Consider the following 18341-nt stretch of genomic DNA (forward strand, 5'->3'; position numbering starts at 1 on the left):
ACGGGCGGGCTACGCAAAATGGATGCGCGATCGGACAACAATGCGATACCGCTTGCAGTCGACCTCGACGGTACGCTGATCGCCGGTGACCTGCTCTGGGAGGGGCTGTTTCTCCTCATCCGCAAGAACCCGCTCTATCTCTTCTGCATTCCGTTCTGGCTGTCCAAGGGACCGGCCGGCCTGAAGCAGGCGATCGCGGCGCGTATCGACATCGATCCGGCTTCGCTTGCCTATCGTGACGTGCTCGTTTCACGTCTGCGCGAGGAACGCGCGAACGGGCGCAAGATCGTTCTTGCGACAGGCACGCCGCGCAAATTCGCCGACGCCGTCGCGGCGCATCTAGGGCTCTTCGATGCCGTGCTTGCGACTGACGGCCTCGAAAACCTGACTTCGGGGCGCAAGCGCGCTGCACTTGTCGCGGCCTATGGCGATGCCGGCTTCGACTATGTCGGCAACAGCCGGCACGACCTCAAGGTTTTCGACGCATCGCGCGAGGCGATCGTCGTCGCACCGGACCGTCACGCAGCGCGCTGGCAGGCAGCGCATGGCTGCGAGATCGTCGAGACGCCGAAGCCGACGCTGAAAACCATCCTGAAGATGCTGCGCGTGCATCAGTGGCTGAAGAATTCGCTGATCGCGGTGCCGATGGTGCTGTCGCATGAGTATTTCAACGAGGATATGCTGCTCGCCTGCGTGCTCGCCTTCATCTCGTTCAGTGCGGCGGCATCGGCCATCTATATCATCAATGATTTCTTCGATCTGGCGCTGGATCGACGTCATCCGACCAAGCGCAATCGCCCTTTCGCCAGCGGCCTGCTTTCGATCCCGTTCGGCCTTGCGTCGGCCGCGATCCTGCTTGCGATCAGTTTAGGTGCGGCCGTGTTCCTGCCGATCGAGTTTGCCGGCGTCCTGGCGCTCTATCTGGTTGCCACGACGGCCTATTCGCTGGCCGTCAAGCGCATGCTGCTGATCGACGTTCTGATGCTCGCCGGGCTCTACACCGTGCGCATTCTGGCGGGTGCTGCCGCCACCGGCGTCGACGTCTCGTTCTGGCTTCTGGCTTTCTCGATCTTCTTCTTCCTGTCGCTGGCGCTGGTGAAGCGTTACGTGGAACTGCGTTCCTCTGTGCTTTCGCCGGGCGAGCGCATCGCCGGCCGCGGCTACCGCACCGAGGATCAGGAAATCATCGCGCAGGCCGGCATGGCTTCGGCCTTCTCGGCAGCGCTCGTTCTGGCGCTTTATATCGACAGCGCCGCTGTGCGCGAACTCTATCCGCATCCCTGGATGGTATGGCCGCTGGCGCCGACGGTGCTCTATCTGACGATGCGCGTCTGGATTCTGGCGCGCCGCGACGAGATGCACGACGATCCCGTCGTCTTCATCATCCGCGACTGGCGCAGCCAGGTCGTGGCGGTTACCGGCGCGGCCCTCCTCTTTCTGGCGGGGTGGATCGGATGACGGCCGCCTATAACAGTTTCGGCCGGACGACAGCGCCGGCGCGGTGGGCGATGCCTGCTGCCGAGGGTATAGCGCTGCTCAAGAGCGGCGCGGCCAACCCGGCGTCTCTCCTTGCCTTCGGCAATGGCCGTTCCTATGGCGATAGCTGCCAGACCGAGACCGGAAGTCTCGTCGACATGCGCTCGATGAAGCGCATCCTCTCTTTCAATGCCGAGACTGGCGTTGTCGAGGCGGAGGCGGGTGCGCTGCTTTCGGATATTATCGCCTATGCAGCACCGCACGGCTTCTTTCCGGCTGTTGTTCCGGGCACGCAGTTCGTCACGCTCGGTGGCGCGATTGCCAACGATGTTCATGGCAAGAACCACCACCGGCGCGGCACATTTGGCTGCCATGTCGAGACCTTCGAGTTGCTGCGATCGGACGGCAAGACATACAACTGTTCCGAAACCAGCAACGCGCGCCTGTTCTGGGCGACCATCGGCGGCATGGGCCTGACCGGCATCATCCTGTCAGCCTCCATCAGGCTGATGCGCGTGCCTTCGATCGACATTCTGGAACAGGTCACGCCCTTCGCCAATCTCGCCGAGTATTTCGATCTCGCCGAGGAAGCCGACGCGGCGAACGAATATGCGGTTGCCTGGATCGACCAGCTTGCCGGCGGCAAGGGAAGCGGACGCGGGCTGCTGATGACGGGCAACCATGCCAGGCATGGCGCACGGGTTTCGGCTCCGGCAAGTTCCCGGCTGTCCGTGCCGTTCCAGCCGCCGCTCAACGTGCTCAACCGGCCGTTCCTGAAAGCCTTCAACGCTGCCTATCGCTGGCGCAAAGGCAGCAACACGGCCGAGCATCACGTGCCTTACCAGGGTTTCTTCTTTCCGCTGGACGGGGTGCGCGACTGGAACCGCCTGTACGGTCCGCGAGGGCTGTTCCAGCACCAGAGCGTGGTGCCGGAGGCCGTCGCGCGCGAAGCGATACCGGCAATGCTTGCTGCCGCGCGGCAGGCCGGGCAGGGGTCTTTCCTCACCGTGCTCAAGCGCTTCGCATCGATCCGCTCGCCGGGTATGCTGTCGTTCCCGCGGCCGGGCTATACGCTGACGCTGGATTTTCCGAACCGGGGCCGGTCGACGCTGTCGCTACTGCAGCGGCTCGATGAGATTACGATCGACGCAGGCGGCGCCGTAAATCCTTACAAGGATGCCCGCATGGGCGCCGATGTTTTCGGGGGCTCATTCCCCGAATGGCAGCGGCTGGAAGTGCTGCGCGATCCGGCATTCACCTCCAGCTTCTGGGAGCGCACGGCGCGGCGGCTCCATGCCCGTCAATGCGGGCATGTCGAAGCTGCTGAATAATTAAATTGTGAGCAAATCATAGTAAACGTTTCATTATTATCGAACTTTTCAAATCGTTCTTCTGTTTCACGAAATGTTTTCAGTTTTGTTTTATAGAGCGTGACGGGTGGGTAGGACATGAAATACATCGCATTCATACTTTTCACGGTCATGACCAATGCGGCGGCGCAGTTAATGCTGAAGCACGGCATGATGACGCTTGGGCCGATCACCTTTGCCGGGGTCAATCCCATCCTGAAGATACTTCAGATCGTGTTCAGCCCATGGGTATTCGCCGGGCTTGCCACGTTCGTCATCTCCATGGCCTCGCATCTCTACGTGCTGTCGAAGGTAGAGCTTTCCTTCGCCTATCCTTTCCTCAGCCTGGCCTATGTCGCGGTCGCAGTATTCGCCTATTTTGTCTTCCGTGAAGACCTCAATGCATGGCGTATCGCCGGCATCGGCTTCATCTGTGTCGGCACTATACTGATCGCCCAGGGCGGCAGCGGACACGAAGAAGCGGGCGATCTTTCGAAACCTGTTCAGACAAGCGAGCTTGCACAATGAGACACATCATTTTTGGAGGCGACGGCTTCGTCGGCCGCCATCTTGCGCCAAAGCTTCTGGCCGACGGACAGGAAGTCATCGTCGCCGACATCGTCAAGAGCGACCTGCCGCACTACCGTAACGCCGGCTTTGTCCAGTGCGACGTGACCGAGCCGGCATCCGTGGACGCTGTTGGCATCAAGGCCGACGACATGGTCTACAATCTGTCGGCCAAGATGCTGTCGCCGATCCAGGTTCGGGCCAAGCGCCATGATTTCTTCTTTCCGGTGAACCTTCACGGCACCGAGCACATCATGCAGGCGATGGACAGGGCAGGGGCTTCTCGCCTTGTGCACTTCACCACCGACATGATCTACGGCCACACCGTGACCTATCCGATGACCGAGGAGCACCCGGTCTCGCCGCTCGGCGAATATGGCTGGTCCAAGCTGAAGACCGAGGAACTAGCCGTCGAATGGCGCAAGCGCGGCATGGCGATCTCGCTGTTCCGCCCGCGCCTCATCATCGGCCCCGGCCGTCTCGGCATCCTCGAAAAGCTGTTCAAGCTGATCGACTGGAACCTGCCCGTTCCGATGATCGGCTCGGGCAAGAACCCGTATCAGTTTATCTCGGTGTTCGACTGCGCGGAAGCTGCACGCGCTGCCTGGAAAGCCGGCGTGCCGAACGAGGCCTATAATCTCGGCTCGCTCAACCCGCCGCCGGTGCGCAAGCTTCTGGGCGATCTGGTCAAGCATGCCGGTTCGAAGTCGATCCTGATCCCGACGCCAGGCTGGGCGGTCAAGCGCACGCTCGACCTGCTCGACCTGATGAACATGCCGATCATGGACCCGGAGCAGTATCTGATCGCCGACGAGGAATGCGTTCTCGACGTTTCCAAAGGCGAACGGCAGCTCGGCTGGGTGCCGCAGTATCGCGACGAGGACATGCTGATCGCCGCCTACAAGGAATATCGCGCCAAGAAAGACGGTCCTGTTGTGGCCGCGAAACACGTTCCGGCCGAATAGGGGATATCGATGACCGTCATGACCAAGCCGAACACCAATGATGCCCGTGCCGTCTTAGCTGCGCCAAGCCTTTCGCCGGTAACGATCGCCAAGCCCGATCTCATCAGCGTCGAGCAGGCCAAGGCGATGGATGTCGCCCGCATGACCGACCTGTTCAAGGCGCATCTCAATCCCGGCCAGCTTCATTTCATGAAGCTGCTCGGCTTCCACAAGATCAAGATCGAGAGCGCCGAAGGCATGTACTATGTCGACCAGAACGGTCGGCGCATCCTCGATTTCTTCGGTGGTTTCGGCTCGCTGGCGCTGGGTCACAATCACCCGCGCATAATCGAGGCGCGCAAGAAATTCCAGGACGAGAAGCGCCAGGAAATCGCCATCGCCTTCATGTCGCAATATGCGGCAGCCCTTGCGCACAATCTGGCGCAGATCTCTCCGGGCGACCTCGATATGGTCTTCCTCGGCTCCTCCGGCTCCGAAGCGATGGAAGCGGCAATCAAGATCGCCGAGCGCGCCGCCGGCCCGAAACGGTCCAAGGTCGTCTATGCTGAAAACTCTTTCCATGGAAAGACCAAGGGCGTGCTGGCCATCACTGACGGCCAGCTTTATCGCGGCGAGTTCAAGCTGGTCGACAACACCGTGCGCGTGCCCTTCGGCGACATCGACGCGATCGAGCGGGCGTTCAAGTCCGATCCCGAAATCGGCGTCATCATCCTTGAAACCATTCAGGGCGGTGGCGGCATCGTGCAGGCGCCCGCCGAGTTCTGGCAGAAGCTGCGCGCGCTGTGCGACAAGCATGGCGTCATCTGGGTTGCCGACGAGGTCCAGTGCGGCGTCGGCCGTTCCGGCCGCTTCTATGCGTTCGAGCATTACGGCGTGGTGCCGGATGTGACGGCGGTGGCGAAGTCGCTCGGCGGCGGCAAGTCGGCGATGGCGGCGATGATCGCCAAGCGGGACATCTACATGAAGGCCTATGGCACGCCGAAGACGGCGATGATCCATGCCGCCGCCACCTTCGGCGGTATCGGCGAGGCTTCCATCACGGCCATCGAGACCCTGAATGTTCTTTACGACGAAGGGCTGATCGAGAACGCCGCCGTCACCGGCGACTATCTGCTCGAACGGCTGCAGGCGCTGCAGGCGAAATATCCGAAGATCATCAAGGACGTTCGCGGCAAGGGTTTTATGGTCGGCCTCGAATTCCACGATTTCTCGCAGACGCTGCCGATGGTGCTGCGTCCGGTCGTCAGCGTTCTGGACGAAAAGCTGAAGGGCTCGCTTTCGGGTTTCGTCGGCGCGCTGCTGCTGCGAGACTATGACGTGCTGGTGGCCTTCACCGAATACAACCGCAACGTCATCCGCCTGCTGCCGCCGCTGATCTGCCAGCGCGAGCATGTCGACAAGCTCGTGGATTCGATGGACGATCTCCTGTCGCGCGGCATCGTGTCGATCGTGAAGGATTTCGTGAAATCGCAGATGAAATAAGGGCCATCAAGGTAGGGGCAGGGCATGGCGCAGTTGCAGGGCACAGCCATTGGTTGGGCAATGGGAACGGGAGCGGCTGAAGCGCTCGGCAGGGCGGCGTCGAACCGGACGTTGCTCGACCGGATCGCTGCCGTCTTCTTCCTCGCCATCTTCCTGTTCGTTGCCGCCTATACCTGGGTGCGGCCGGACTACAACTGGGACATGGTCGCCTACATAGCCAGCGCGCTCGAAAATCGCACTGAAAGCCCGGAGCAGCTTCACGCCGAGACCTGGAAAGCTGTCAGCGAAGGCGCGCGCGAGGCACAGCTTTACAATCTGCAATACGGCAATCCCTACAACCGCCATCAGTGGGAAAACCCGGCGGATTTCGAGTCCCAGCTGTCGATGTTCCGGGTGAAGCTCGGTTACATTGAGGCGCTGCGCGCGCTGGAGCCCTTCACCGGTATCACGAGGGCGGCAATCCTGCTGTCCGTAATTCCGGTGCTTGGCTTTGCGTTGATCTGCCTGTTCTGGCTAAGCCGCGAACAAGCGCTTCAAGGGGCGATATTGCTGGCGCCGGCGCTTATCGTTGCCGATGCTTTCCATATGACGACTGCGGTGACGCCGGACATGCTGCTTGCCCTGATATCCATGGGCGCGCTTTATCTGCTGGCCAAGAAGCGCGACATAGCTGCCTGCCTGCTGTTGTTCCTGTCGGTGTTCGTGCGACCCGACAACATCATCCTCATTTTCGCGCTGCTCCTGACGGCGATAGCCTTCGGCTGGCGGCTCCTGCCGATCGCACTCACTTTCGTTGCTTCCTTCGCAGCTTGTCTGCTGATCTCGAAACTCGGCGGCCATCCCGGCTGGTGGGCGCATTTCTATTTCTCCTGCGTCGAGATCCAGAACTCGATGATAAATTTCCACCCGGACTTTTCGCTTGCCGCCTTCGTCAAGGGGTATGCGCGGGGTGCTGCGGTGGCGTTGCTCGACAATGACTGGCCACCGCTTTTCCTTGCGATCCTGGCCGGCTGGGCGCTGTTGTGGCGCGCCGGCAGGACGGGAACGGGCCGCGAGAATGCGCTGATGTTTGCCCTTGCCATCGGGACGCTCGGCAAGTTCGCCAGCTTCCCGCTGCCTGACGACCGCTTTTATTTCGTTTTCCTCGCAGGCATGGCGATGCTTCTCGTCGTCATGTGGAAGCCGCGTTTCGACATCGCAGCCGGAAAGGCATGATCATGGACGGAGCCGAAGCCTCGGTCTTCATGGAATTCGTTCGCGTCGTTCTGGCGCTGGGCGTTCCGGTCGGCATCCTCAATCGCGGCGCGCCGCTCCGGGGCACGCGGTTTCTCGCCTGGGCGGCGCTCAATGCCCGTTTCGGGCGCGGGCGACCGTTCCAGATGGTCAATGTCGGCGCTTGCGACGGCGCATTGTTCGACGACGTGACGCCGTGGCTGCACCGCATTCCGAATGCGCGCGCCGTGCTGGTCGAACCGATCCCCTACAACCAGCAGCGCCTGCGCAAGAACTATCCTGATACGGAGCGTTTCAGGATCGAGCCGCTGGCGATCACCACAAAACCCGGCTCGATCACCGTGAAGACTTTCGATGCGGCAGCCCTCGAAGCCGGCACGCTGCCGATCGAGTTCATCGGCTGCTCCTCCATCACCGACACCAACCTGATGTCGGGCAAGAACGCCTGGGGCGAAGCGGATATCGATTTCAAGAAATTCGCGCCCTACCTCAGGGACATAGAGGTTCCCTCCGACACGCTGCAATCCGTCCTCGACCGCAACAAAGTCGAGCATATCGACGCCTTCCTCGTCGATTGCGAGGGTGCCGACTGGATCGTCTTCGATCAGCTCGACCTCGAGCGCTATCGTCCGGGCATGATCAAGGTGGAGATCGGTGCGCTGCCGGCGGCAGAAATCGGCAATGTCGTCGTCAAGCTCAAGACCGCCGGCTACCACGTCGGCATCTACGCCGAGGACGTCTGGGCATTCGCTTAATAGGTTGCGGAGGCCGCCCGTCGCTCGGCTTTTTTGGAATGTCGCAAACAGGCTGCAATCACGCTGCCGCCTCGCCCTATAGTCTGCCCGCATTACCACTTTGGAGCAGCAGTCAATGGCAGGGTTTCCGGCAAAGGCGAAGGTCGTCATCATCGGGTTGGGCGGGATCGTCGGCGCCTCGATCGCCCATCACCTGATCGAGCGCGGATGGGACGACATCGTCGGCATCGACAAGTCCGGCATCCCGACAGACATCGGCTCGACGGCGCATGCTTCCGACTTCTGCTACACGACCAGCCACGACTATCTTTCGGTCTGGACCACGCAGTATTCCATCGATTTCTACGAGAAGATGGGCCACTACGCCCGCATCGGAGGCCTGGAAGTCGCGCGCACCGGCGACGATACCTGGATGGAAGAGATCAAGCGCAAGCTTTCCTCCGCCAAAGCCTTCGGCACCCGCGCACACTACGTTTCTCCGGCCGAAATCAAGAAGATGTTCCCGCTGATCGAGGAAGATCAGGTCATGGGCGGCATGTTCGATCCCGATGCCGGCCTTGTCGTCCCGCGTTCGCAGACGGTCGCCGGCAAGCTGGTCGATGCAGCCGAAAAATCCGGCAAGCTTCAGGTCTTCGGCAATACGCCGGCGACCTCGCTTCTCGTCGAGAATGGCCGCATCAAGGGCGTCGTCACGCATCGCGGCACGATCATGGCGGATCACGTCATCGTATGCGCCGGCATCTGGGGCCGCCTGATCGCCGAGATGGTCGGCGAGGACCTGCCGGTCATGCCGGTCGACCACCCGCTGACGTTCTTTGGTCCGTACAACGAGTTCGAAGGGACGGGCAAGGAGATCGGCTATCCGCTGCTGCGCGACCAGGGCAACTCCGCCTATATGCGCGACACCGGCGATCCGAAGACCACCGAAGGCGGCCAGATCGAGTGGGGCTACTACGAGACCACCAATCCGCGCCTCTGCCATCCGCGCGACATTCTCGAAAAGCACCAGGCGCGCCTGTCGCCCTCACAGCGCGACCTCGACATGGAGCAGATCCTCGAGCCGCTCGAAAAGGCGATGGAACTGACGCCGATCCTCGGCGAACTCGGCTACAATGAGAGCCACTCCTTCAACGGCTTGCTTCAGGTCTCGGCTGCGGGCGGCCCTTCCTGCGGCGAGAGCCAGAAGGTGCGTGGCCTGTGGTACTGCGTCGCCATCTGGGTGAAGGACGGTCCCGGCTACGGCAAGCTCATCGCCGACTGGATGACGGACGGCCGCACCGAGATCGACCATAACAGCATCGACTATGCGCGCTTCTATCCGCACCAGCTCGAAGAGAAATTCATCGAGGGCCGCACCTACGAGGCCGCGCAAAAAATCTACTTCCCGGCCGTGCACACCCGCGAGCCCTACGGCACCGGCCGCAACGTCAAGCGTTCGCCCTTCTACGAGCGCGAAGTCGAGCTTGGCGGCTATTTCATGGAACTCGGCGGCTGGGAACGTGCGCATGGCTACAAGGCCAATGAGCACCTTCTGGAAAAATACGGCAACCGCGTGCCGGTGCGCGAGAACGAATGGGATAGCCGCCATTTCTGGCGCGTCTCCAATGCCGAGCATCTGGCGATGAGCGAGGATTGCGGCATCGTCAATCTCTCGCACTTCCATATGGTGGATATCGAGGGGCCGGACCATGTCGAGCTGCTCGAATGGCTCTGCGCCGCCAAGATCGGCGGGGACGGCAACATCGGCAAGGGCGTCTACACCCACTTCCTCGACGACCAGGGCATGGTGCGCGCCGACTTCACGGTCTTCCGCATGGCCGACCGCTGCCGCCTCGTGAACGGCGCCGATGCCGGCCCGCGCGACTTCCACTACATGAAGCGCGTTGCCGAGGATCGCGGCCTCGACGTCACCATCACCGACGTCTCGGAAAAATTCATCACCATCGGCATCTGGGGGCCGAATGCCCGCGACACGCTGAAAAAGGTGGTCGCCGACCCGGCCGGCCTCGATATCGAAAACTTCGCCTTCGCCGCGATCAAGCCGATCGAAATCGCCGGCAAGCCGGTCACCGCCTTCCGCATTTCCTATGTCGGCGAGCAGGGCTGGGAACTTCACATGAAATACGAGGATGGCCTTGCCGTCTGGGATGCGCTGCGCGCCACCGGCGTCATGGCCTTCGGCGTCGAGACCTACGCGAATTCCCGCCGCATGGAAAAAAGCCTGCGCCTGCAGAACGGCGATCTCCTGACCCAGTACAACCTGATCGAGGCCGATCTTGCCCGCCCGAAGGTCAAGGAAGCGGATTTCCGCGGCAAGGCGAAGCATCTGGAATACAAGGCGCGCGAGCACCAGCCCGCCATTCTGTGCACGCTCGTGATGACGGAGAACACCGACAGCAAGGGCGTGAAGCGCTATCCCGTCGGCAGCATGCCAGTCATGGATGCTGACACCGGCGCAGTGCTGGTCGACGACCTCGGCCGCCGCTCCTACACGACTTCCGTCGCCTACGGCCCGACGATCGGCAAGAACATCGCGCTCGCCTACCTGCCGCACGCCTATTGCCAGGAAGGCCGCAAGCTCGCTGTCGAATACTTTGGCGAGACCTATCCGGTCGAAGTGGCCGCCGTTGGCTACAAGCCGCTGTATGACCCGGAGAACCTCAAGCCGCGGAGCTGAGGGTGCTTGCTGGTATCGCGAGAGTAGGGCGCTGACCGATATAGGTTGGTGCTGCCCCTCATCCCGCTGCCGCGACCTTCTCCCCGTATAGTGACGGGGAGAAGGAGGCTGGCCGCGACGTCGCCGCCTCTCCCTTCTCCCCGTCACTATACGGGGAGAAGGTGCCGGCAGGCGGATGAGGGGCAGCGCTGACTCTCATTACTAAGACGAACATCCTCCGGTCTTCTCAACCGTTGGTTTTCATGTACCTTGCAATTCATGTCTCGTTTGCCACGCATCAGACATGTCCTTGCAGCCAGCGCAGCTGTTGCGCTGACGTTTCTTTGCGCCCCGCATAGTTTCGCCGCCGAGCAGGTTGATATCGAGCTGGTGCTGGCCGTTGACGTGTCGCTGTCGATGTCGCCCGACGAGATGGAAATACAGCGGCGCGGCTATGCGGCGGCGCTGACGGACCCGCGCGTATTGGAAGCGATTACCGACGGCGCGCATGGCAAGATCGCGCTCACCTATTTCGAGTGGGCGGGCAGTACCTCGCAGCATGTCATCGTGCCCTGGACGGTCATCGCAAGCCGCGAGGATGCCGAGGGGGTCGCACAACGCATTTCTGCCATGCCGCCGCGCCAGTCGCGGCGAACCTCGATCTCCGGCGCGCTGCATTTCGCCGCCGATCTGTTTGCCGAGAGCGGGTTTCAGAGCTTCAAACGTGTCATCGACATTTCTGGCGACGGGCCGAACAATGAAGGCCGGCCGGTCGATGCGGCGCGGGATGCCGTCGTTCGGCAAAAGATCGCCATCAATGGCCTGCCGGTGATGGCGGCGGGCACCGAATTGCTGCCCTATGAGGTCGAGGAACTCGACACCTATTACAGCGAGTGCGTGATTGGCGGACCGGGCTCATTTGTCATGCCGGTCAATGGCTGGGAGCAGTTTCCCGAAGCCATCCGCCGCAAGCTTCTGCTGGAGCTAGCCAGTCGGCCGCCACGGTCGCATGAAGAGAAAGTGCCTGTCATACTTGCGCAAGCCAAGCAGCCATATGACTGCATGATCGGCGAAAAACTCTGGCAGGGAGACCGCGGGCGGCAACGGATGTACGATCCTTAAGCAGGCGGCTTCTTGCGAAATTCGATTCAAGCAATCGCGAAAATGTGAATGGAAAAGGCCCGGCAAAAAACCGGGCTTTCTTTTCAACCGCAGATTTTCGCGTACCTTCGATGCATGTCTCGTTTGCTTCGCATCAGACATGTTCTTGCAGGCGGCGCAGCCCTTGCGCTGACACTTCTCTTCGCGCCACAGGGTTTTGCCGCCGAACAGGTCGATATCGAACTGGTGCTCGCGGTCGATGTCTCGCTGTCGATGTCGCCCGACGAGCTTGAAATCCAGCGCCACGGCTATGCCGCGGCCCTTACCCATAACGATGTGCTGCAGGCGATTGCAGATGGCGTCCATGGCAAGATCGCAGTGACCTTTTTTGAATGGGCGGGCGCAACCACCCAGCATGTCATCGTGCCGTGGACTGTCATCGCAAGCCGCGAGGATGCCGAGCGTGTCGCAGCACAGCTTTCGGCCAGCCCGCCAAACAGCGCGCGCCGAACCTCGATCTCGGGCGCGCTGGAATTCGGCGGCGACCTTTTCGCCGAAAGCGGATTTACCAGCATGAAGCGCGTCATCGACGTTTCCGGTGACGGGCCGAACAACCAGGGCGCGCCTGTGCAGGGAATTCGCGATGCGCTTGTCCGGCAGGGCATAACCATCAACGGCCTGCCGTTGATGACCAATGGCGGGCTCGCCAGTGCCTATGACGTCGCCGAACTCGACAAATACTACAATGACTGCGTCATCGGCGGGCCGGGGGCGTTCATGATCCCGGTCAATGACTGGGAACAGTTCCCGGAAGCGATCCGCCGCAAGCTGGTGCTGGAACTGGCCGGCCCATGGTCGCAGCCCTGGCGCGCCGAGGCGGAGCAGGGGCTTCCGGTCGTGCTGGCTCAGGCCACAGCGCCGTATGACTGCATGGTTGGTGAAAAGCTGTGGCGCGACCGTTCCTGGATGTGGGAAAGCCGGTAGACTGGCGGTGTTCATCCTCCGCGACTCGCTGCCAAAGTTTGGCCACGAGGATCGCATCTCTAAGTTTTTGGGATACAGCCTGAGAGGGAAATGAGAATCATGAAACGTGTTGCAGCTATTGCGGCGTTCGCCTCGGTGGTGATGGTTGGCAGTGCCAGCGCCCAGTATTATAACGAATATCGCGACGTCGCATGCGTGATGTATGAGGACAGCAATTATAGCGGGCGCGCGTTGCGGATGCAGCCGGATCAGGCGGTCAGCTTTCGCAGCGGCCAATTCTGGAACGACCGCGTTTCGTCGATTCGCGTCGCGCGCGGCTGTTCGCTGGTGGTGTACGAAGATACCCGCATGGGCGGCAGGTCGCAGGAGTTCCGCCGCAACGATCGCCATGTTGGCGACTGGAACGACGAGATCTCATCTGCCGAATGCTACTGCGACGGTTAGTGAGTGCGCGGCTCTAATTATTTGTTTTTACGCAATTCCGGACGGAAAACCGCTAAGCACTTTTCCTGGAATTGCTTTAACTGAACGCTCTGCCCGACCTCAAGCCGCCAGCAACTGCTTGCGGTCGACGCGTTCCTGCTGGGGCGAGCGCGCATAAAGCTCGCGGTAGCATTTGGAAAAATGCGAGGCCGAGACGAAACCGCAGGCGACCGCCACTTCCACCACCGGCAACGATGACTGGATCAGCAAATGCCGCGCGCGGTCGAGCCGGATCTCGAGATAGTAGCGTGCCGGCGAGCGGCCCATCTCGGTACGGAAAAGGCGTTCGATCTGGCGGCGCGACAGGCCGACATGATCGGCGATCTCGATCAGCGACAGCGGCTCGGCAAGGTTGGCCTCCATCAGTTCGATGATGGTCAGCACCTTGGAATTCTGAACGCCGAGGCGGGCGCGCAGTGGCAGGCGCTGGCGGTCGGTCGGGCTGCGCACACGGTCGGTCAGCACCTGTTCGCAGACGCGGTTGACGAGATTATCGTCGAAATCGTCGCCGATCAGCTTCAGCATCATGTCGAGCGCGGCAGTGCCGCCGGCGCAGGTGTAGATGTTCTGGTCGACCTCGAAGAGGTCGGCAAAGACATTGGCCTTGGGGAAGGCTTCCGAGAAGCCGGGCAGGTTTTCCCAGTGAATGGCGCAGCGCTTGTTGGACAGCAGGCCGGCAGCCGCCAGCACATGCGCGCCGGTGCACAGCCCGCCGATGGCGACGCCGCGATTGTACTCCTCGCGCAGCCAGGCGAAGGCCGACTTGTTCTGGTATCTTTCGACATTGATGCCGCTGCACACCACCACCATTGAGGGGCGGTCGGGGCCTGCCATCTTCTTGCGCTCTTCCTCCAGCGAGGTGTTGACCGCGCACTGCACGCCGTTCGACGCGCTGACGGGCTTTCCGTCGATGCTGGCAAGCCGCCACTTATAGGCCTCGTAGCCGAGCATACGGTTGGCCGAGCGGAGCGGATCGAGCGCAGTCGCAAAGGCGATCATCGTGAAATCAGGCACGAGGAAGAAGACAAGCGACCGTTTGATCGGATGTTTTACGGCGTTCAAGGAACCCTCACGCAGACCGAAGATGGCGCGAACCCGATGTCGCGATCAGCAAAGCGTCATCAGGAAAAACCATTGCTGTCAATGGGGTAGAGGGCTTGCCGAAAACTAAATTTGCGACATCGACTTGTTTGCATCACCTTAGGTAAGGCTACTGCTTCCAAAGAAAAAGCCGCGCGGCCTGTTTTGGCCGGCGCGGCTGCTGGAAGTCGGGCCCTGTATCCAGAGCCAGAGATATTCTAATTAGCGGATCAGGAAGCCGAGGCGGGCGGCGGCAACGGCGCCGGACTGGCCAGGCATCGTCCTGTCGAGACGCTGACGCTCAAGCGCAGTCGTCAGGTTCATTTCGCGGCGGCTGCCGTTCAGGAAACGGGAAAGAAACTTCATGACACTTCTCCATGCGTAGTGGTTACACGGGGTGCCTTCGCTTGATGGAGTGGGGCAGCTCGTTTGATGCCGCTCATATAGATGGTCTGTTGCGGAAGTTAAGTGGAGAAAACGAACTACTTGAAGCGAAAAGCGACATCATTTGCGACGTTTTTGTGCGTCGTATGCCGATAAAATAAGCAATTACAGGTATTTAGCTGTGAAATTAACCGGCTATGCGACTGCTTCATATGCGTCATGCGTGCCGCGCATGGCTGCCATGTCTACTTTGTGGCAAGGTCCGGGCAAAGAAAAGGCCCGCCGGTCTTCTGTGAGAGGGTCCGGCAGGCCATGATCTGGTTATGCATGATTACTTGCTTCCGGCCCACGCACCAAGTGACGCGCGAGTAACGTCGCGCCGCGTGTAACTATCCGGCCAGCCGATATCCTTCTGGATTTCGAAAGGAAGCGAGCGAACCTGGCGCTCCGTCAGATAGCGGTTGCGGGCGGCAGAGTATTCGGCGGCAAAGCGGCCGATCGACGACAAAATAGACATTTCATTCTCCTCTCGGTTGCCCCACGGAAAAGATATCGCTGTGGGCTTCGCATCTCGAGGTCGATCCTGGTGTCTGTACCCGTCGGCCTCTCTTCACAGTCTTGACTATCCTCCTGTTGTGATGTTCAATCAAACGAAATGAAATGATGTCTTGGATCAGAAAAATTGAAGGGTTAGAGCGATGACAGCCCCACTCAATCATCCGCTGCCGGTGCTTGATCTTGATGTGTTGCGCACATTCGTGGCGATTGCCGAGACGGGCAGTTTCACCACCGCGGCTAATGCCGTCTTCCGCACGCCTTCTGCCGTTTCGATGCAGATCAAGAAGCTTGAAGACGTGCTCGGGCGCTCGGTTTTCTCGCGCGACGCGCGGTCGGTGACATTGACCAATGACGGCGAAGTCCTGCTCGGCTATGCGCGGCGGCTTCTGTCGATCAACCGCGAAGCAGTGTCGAAATTCATCATTCCCGATATCGTCGGTGTCGTGCGCCTCGGTTCACCGGACGACTACGGCGAACGCATCCTGCCGCATGTGCTGAAGCGCTTTGCCCAGTCGCATCCGTCGATCGCTGTCGACGTGACGATCGACCAGAGCAAGCATTTGTGGCGGCGCATGGACGACCGCACGCTCGACATCACCCTCATCACCAATTCCTACAAGACGAACATGGCTGGCGCTGAAGTGCTTTTGACCGAGCCGATCGTCTGGGCTGGCGCCAAGGGTGGCTGCGCGCATCTGCGCGAACCGCTGCCGGTGTCGCTTTGGGAAGAGGGCTGCGCCTGGCGGGCAGGCGCGGTTGAAGCGCTTGGCCGGGAAGGGCGCAACTACCGCGTCGCCTATATGAGCGCGCATACGGCGGGCCAGCGCGCTGCCATCCTCGCCGATCTGGCCGTGGCACCGCTGCCGCGCTCCTTCATAGGCGGCGATCTGATGGAACTCAGCTCAAAGGACGGCATGCCCGATATCGGCACCTACAGTCTGGCTATGGTGGTGGCATCTGACGCCAGCGCGCCGGTGCGCGCCGTCGCCGACCATATCCGCTCGGCCTTTGAACTATTCCGCGAAACCGGCAAGTTCTGAGAGACTGCTCGCTAACTCTACCCTGCCGGTCATCTGACGCGGTTTTCTGCGCTTCCGGTGCTCACGTACTTTAAGTACGCTCCGCTCCGGTTCTCGAAAACCACGCCATTTGCCTCGGCAGGGCGAGTTATCAAAACAGTCTCTAACAGCTAATCCCGGTTGCGCCGAGCCGCGCGTTCTTCTCGTGAGCGCCGGCGCGGTGTCGCGTCACCGGCGATACCATCCTCGCTCACCGTCTTGCGTGGCGGCAGTTTGACGGCGGCCGACAGTTTCGGGAACGGGTCGACCTTGTTGGGCAGCGCCATCGCATCGATGAAAAGCTGCTGGAAGTTTGGTTCCAGCGCTGTTTCGATCTTCTCGATCAGGCCTACTTCCTTTTCGATCTCGCGGCGGTGGTTGCGGTTGAGCAGCGCCATCAGCGCGCCGGTGCCGGCTGCGTTGCCGACCGCCTTCACTTCGTCGAGGTCGCAATCGGGGATCAGGCCGAGCACCATCGCGTATTTCGGGTCGATGAAGGAGCCGAAGGCGCCGGCGAAGCGGATCGTGTCGACGGTTTCCACGCCCTGTTTTTCCATCAAGAGCTTCACGCCGGCATAGAGAGCAGCCTTGGCAAGCTGGATAGCGCGGACGTCATTCTGCGTTACCGTCAGGCGCGGTTCGCCCTGACGGCCTTCGCGCAGCAGATAGGAGAAGGTGCGGCCGTTCTGGATGATACGCGGGGAGGTCGCGGCGAGCGAGCCGTCGACCACGCCGTCTTCCGAGATGATGCCCGCCAGGTACATTTCGGCGACGACCTCGATGATCGCCGAGCCGCAGATGCCCGTCACACCGGTTGCCCAGGAGGCTTCCTCGAAGCCTTCTTCGTCGGACCATTGTTCGACACCGATGACGCGGTATTTCGGCTCCAGCGTCAGCGGGTCTATGCGCACGCGTTCGATCGCGCCGGGGGCGGCGCGCTGGCCCGACGAAATCTCCGCGCCTTCGAAAGCCGGACCCGTCGGTGACGACGCGGCGACCACGCGCTGACGGTTGCCAAGGATGATCTCGGCATTGGTGCCGACATCGACCAGCAGCATCATCTTGTCCTGACGATAGGGGCCTTCCGACAATGTCGCGCCAGCGGCATCCGCGCCGACATGGCCGGCGATGCAAGGCAGCGTGTAGAGCCGCGCGCCGCGATTGACGTCGATGTCGATCTCATGCGCCCAGAATTGCAGCGCGCCCGACACGGCGAGCGCGAACGGCGCCTGGCCGAGCTCGGTCGGGTCGATGCCAAGGAACAGATGGTGCATGATCGGGTTGGCGACGAAGACGCAGTCGAAGATGTCGTGACGGTCGACGCCGCCTTCCTCGCAGACCTTGCCGATCAGCGTGTTGACGGCCTCGCGTACGGCCTTGGTCATCGCCTCGCGCCCGTCCGGGTTCATCATCACATAGGAAACACGGCTCATCAGATCTTCGCCGAAGCGGATCTGCGGGTTCGACGTGCCGGAGGACGCGACGATGCGGCCCGACAGCAGCGACACCAAATGCATGGCGATGGTGGTCGAGCCGATGTCGCAGGCGATGCCATAGGCCTCGTTCTTCAGGCCGGGGAAAAGCCCGATGATAAAGGGCCGCGACGAATCCATATCGCGGTGGATGGCAGCGGTGACGCCCCAATTGCCCTTGCGCAAAATGCCCTGAACCTGCGGGATCAAATGAGGGGCGATCAGCAGATCCTTCCAGCCCCAGTCCTTTTCCAGCATCACCTTCAGCCGGTCGAGGTCGCCAAGCGGCTTGTGCATGTCGGGCTCGTCGACCTCGACATAGCACATCTGCACCGCCGCATTGCGCTCGATGACGCGGTCGCTGGCAGCCTTGCGCACCACCTGCGCGTTGATGACGGTGTCCTGCGGTACGTCGATGACGAGATCGCCCTGGACGGTGGCCGAGCAGGAGAGGCGGCGGCCTTCGGGAAGGCCGCGCACCTTTTCATAGCGCTGCTCCTTGGCGCCCTTGGGCGAGATGTGGTCGTTGGATGAGACGATCTTATGCTTGGCGAAATTGCCTTCCTGCACCTCGATCTGGCAGCGCCCGCACGTCGCCCGCCCGCCGCACACGCTCTCGACATAGACGCCGAGCGTGCGCGCGGCATCAAGGATCGGCGTGCCGACCGGAAACCGCCCGCGCTTGCCCGACGGCATGAACAGCACGAGCGGATCGGTGATGTTGGCGGGAGAGTTCAT

16 protein-coding genes are annotated in these 18341 nt (G+C 61.3%); 12 read left to right on the forward strand and 4 right to left on the reverse strand.

From position 1 onward, the window contains the following. The first annotated feature begins 18 nt into the window (after window positions 1–18). From WBQ96_RS07570 to WBQ96_RS07620, 11 genes are all read left to right on the forward strand, one after another. A complete protein-coding gene (locus tag WBQ96_RS07570; protein ID WP_165115776.1) occupies window positions 19–1458 on the forward strand; it encodes a UbiA family prenyltransferase in 1440 nt (479 codons plus the stop codon). After that, on the forward strand, window positions 1455–2807 hold the full coding sequence (locus WBQ96_RS07575; RefSeq protein WP_336548862.1) for an FAD-binding oxidoreductase: 1353 nt from the start codon (window positions 1455–1457) through the stop codon (window positions 2805–2807). Before WBQ96_RS07570 ends, WBQ96_RS07575 begins: the two co-directional genes overlap by 4 nt. 117 nt (window positions 2808–2924) lie before the next feature. Then, the gene (locus WBQ96_RS07580; protein ID WP_091915010.1) at window positions 2925–3353 is read left to right on the forward strand and encodes an EamA family transporter; all 429 of its coding nucleotides are present in this window, start codon (window positions 2925–2927) and stop codon (window positions 3351–3353) included. Beyond that, on the forward strand, window positions 3350–4357 hold the full coding sequence (locus WBQ96_RS07585; protein WP_165115772.1) for an NAD-dependent epimerase/dehydratase family protein: 1008 nt from the start codon (window positions 3350–3352) through the stop codon (window positions 4355–4357). Before WBQ96_RS07580 ends, WBQ96_RS07585 begins: the two co-directional genes overlap by 4 nt. 9 nt (window positions 4358–4366) lie before the next feature. After that, a complete protein-coding gene (locus WBQ96_RS07590; protein ID WP_165115770.1) occupies window positions 4367–5839 on the forward strand; it encodes an aspartate aminotransferase family protein in 1473 nt (490 codons plus the stop codon). A 24-nt stretch (window positions 5840–5863) separates the two neighbouring features. Next, complete coding sequence (locus WBQ96_RS07595) at window positions 5864–7054, forward strand: hypothetical protein (RefSeq protein ID WP_336548866.1); 1191 nt, start codon at window positions 5864–5866, stop codon at window positions 7052–7054. A 2-nt stretch (window positions 7055–7056) separates the two neighbouring features. Then, complete coding sequence (locus tag WBQ96_RS07600) at window positions 7057–7827, forward strand: FkbM family methyltransferase (RefSeq protein ID WP_442920806.1); 771 nt, start codon at window positions 7057–7059, stop codon at window positions 7825–7827. Between the two features lie 115 nt (window positions 7828–7942). After that, window positions 7943–10504 carry a GcvT family protein gene (locus tag WBQ96_RS07605; protein ID WP_336548869.1) on the forward strand — a complete coding sequence of 854 codons (2562 nt, stop codon included), beginning with the start codon at window positions 7943–7945 and terminating at the stop codon, window positions 10502–10504. A 258-nt stretch (window positions 10505–10762) separates the two neighbouring features. Further along, entirely contained in the window at window positions 10763–11605 is an 843-nt protein-coding gene (locus WBQ96_RS07610) for a DUF1194 domain-containing protein (protein WP_336548872.1), read from the forward strand. A gap of 114 nt (window positions 11606–11719) precedes the next feature. Next, window positions 11720–12568 (forward strand): DUF1194 domain-containing protein, encoded by an 849-nt coding sequence (locus tag WBQ96_RS07615; RefSeq protein WP_336548874.1) that lies wholly within the window; start codon window positions 11720–11722, stop codon window positions 12566–12568. Window positions 12569–12667: 99 nt separating this feature from the next. Then, on the forward strand, window positions 12668–13012 hold the full coding sequence (locus tag WBQ96_RS07620; RefSeq protein WP_165115760.1) for a peptidase inhibitor family I36 protein: 345 nt from the start codon (window positions 12668–12670) through the stop codon (window positions 13010–13012). Window positions 13013–13111: 99 nt separating this feature from the next. On the opposite strand, the gene WBQ96_RS07625 is transcribed toward WBQ96_RS07620, so the two are convergent. The 3 genes from WBQ96_RS07625 to WBQ96_RS07635 form a co-directional block, all read right to left on the reverse strand. Further along, entirely contained in the window at window positions 13112–14050 is a 939-nt protein-coding gene (locus WBQ96_RS07625) for a GlxA family transcriptional regulator (RefSeq protein ID WP_442920807.1), read from the reverse strand. Window positions 14051–14353: 303 nt separating this feature from the next. Beyond that, the gene (locus tag WBQ96_RS07630) at window positions 14354–14497 is read right to left on the reverse strand and encodes a hypothetical protein (protein ID WP_336548877.1); all 144 of its coding nucleotides are present in this window, start codon (window positions 14495–14497) and stop codon (window positions 14354–14356) included. 349 nt (window positions 14498–14846) lie between these two features. Continuing rightward, complete coding sequence (locus WBQ96_RS07635; protein ID WP_336548879.1) at window positions 14847–15032, reverse strand: hypothetical protein; 186 nt, start codon at window positions 15030–15032, stop codon at window positions 14847–14849. A 181-nt stretch (window positions 15033–15213) separates the two neighbouring features. Between WBQ96_RS07635 and WBQ96_RS07640 the strand changes: the two genes are divergently transcribed. After that, entirely contained in the window at window positions 15214–16113 is a 900-nt protein-coding gene (locus WBQ96_RS07640; RefSeq protein ID WP_165115754.1) for a LysR substrate-binding domain-containing protein, read from the forward strand. A 149-nt stretch (window positions 16114–16262) separates the two neighbouring features. On the opposite strand, the gene WBQ96_RS07645 is transcribed toward WBQ96_RS07640, so the two are convergent. Continuing rightward, window positions 16263–18341, reverse strand: a complete 2079-nt coding sequence (locus WBQ96_RS07645; RefSeq protein ID WP_336548953.1) for an ASKHA domain-containing protein — start codon at window positions 18339–18341, stop codon at window positions 16263–16265.

The sequence above is a fragment of the Mesorhizobium sp. CCNWLY176 genome (genome assembly GCF_037153935.1).
Lineage (GTDB): Bacteria > Pseudomonadota > Alphaproteobacteria > Rhizobiales > Rhizobiaceae > Mesorhizobium_M > Mesorhizobium_M zhangyense.

Bases quoted from the DNA above. Each gene is read 5' to 3' on its own strand.
- WBQ96_RS07570 (WP_165115776.1), top strand. From the start codon at position 19: ATGGATGCGCGATCGGACAACAATGCGATACCGCTTGCAGTCGACCTC.
- WBQ96_RS07575 (WP_336548862.1), top strand. From the start codon at position 1,455: ATGACGGCCGCCTATAACAGTTTCGGCCGGACGACAGCGCCGGCGCGG.
- WBQ96_RS07580 (WP_091915010.1), top strand. From the start codon at position 2,925: ATGAAATACATCGCATTCATACTTTTCACGGTCATGACCAATGCGGCG.
- WBQ96_RS07585 (WP_165115772.1), top strand. From the start codon at position 3,350: ATGAGACACATCATTTTTGGAGGCGACGGCTTCGTCGGCCGCCATCTT.
- WBQ96_RS07590 (WP_165115770.1), top strand. From the start codon at position 4,367: ATGACCGTCATGACCAAGCCGAACACCAATGATGCCCGTGCCGTCTTA.
- WBQ96_RS07595 (WP_336548866.1), top strand. From the start codon at position 5,864: ATGGCGCAGTTGCAGGGCACAGCCATTGGTTGGGCAATGGGAACGGGA.
- WBQ96_RS07600 (WP_442920806.1), top strand. From the start codon at position 7,057: ATGGACGGAGCCGAAGCCTCGGTCTTCATGGAATTCGTTCGCGTCGTT.
- WBQ96_RS07605 (WP_336548869.1), top strand. From the start codon at position 7,943: ATGGCAGGGTTTCCGGCAAAGGCGAAGGTCGTCATCATCGGGTTGGGC.
- WBQ96_RS07610 (WP_336548872.1), top strand. From the start codon at position 10,763: ATGTCTCGTTTGCCACGCATCAGACATGTCCTTGCAGCCAGCGCAGCT.
- WBQ96_RS07615 (WP_336548874.1), top strand. From the start codon at position 11,720: ATGTCTCGTTTGCTTCGCATCAGACATGTTCTTGCAGGCGGCGCAGCC.
- WBQ96_RS07620 (WP_165115760.1), top strand. From the start codon at position 12,668: ATGAAACGTGTTGCAGCTATTGCGGCGTTCGCCTCGGTGGTGATGGTT.
- WBQ96_RS07625 (WP_442920807.1), bottom strand. From the start codon at position 14,050: ATGATCGCCTTTGCGACTGCGCTCGATCCGCTCCGCTCGGCCAACCGT.
- WBQ96_RS07630 (WP_336548877.1), bottom strand. From the start codon at position 14,497: ATGAAGTTTCTTTCCCGTTTCCTGAACGGCAGCCGCCGCGAAATGAAC.
- WBQ96_RS07635 (WP_336548879.1), bottom strand. From the start codon at position 15,032: ATGTCTATTTTGTCGTCGATCGGCCGCTTTGCCGCCGAATACTCTGCC.
- WBQ96_RS07640 (WP_165115754.1), top strand. From the start codon at position 15,214: ATGACAGCCCCACTCAATCATCCGCTGCCGGTGCTTGATCTTGATGTG.
- WBQ96_RS07645 (WP_336548953.1), bottom strand. From the start codon at position 18,341: ATGAACTCTCCCGCCAACATCACCGATCCGCTCGTGCTGTTCATGCCG.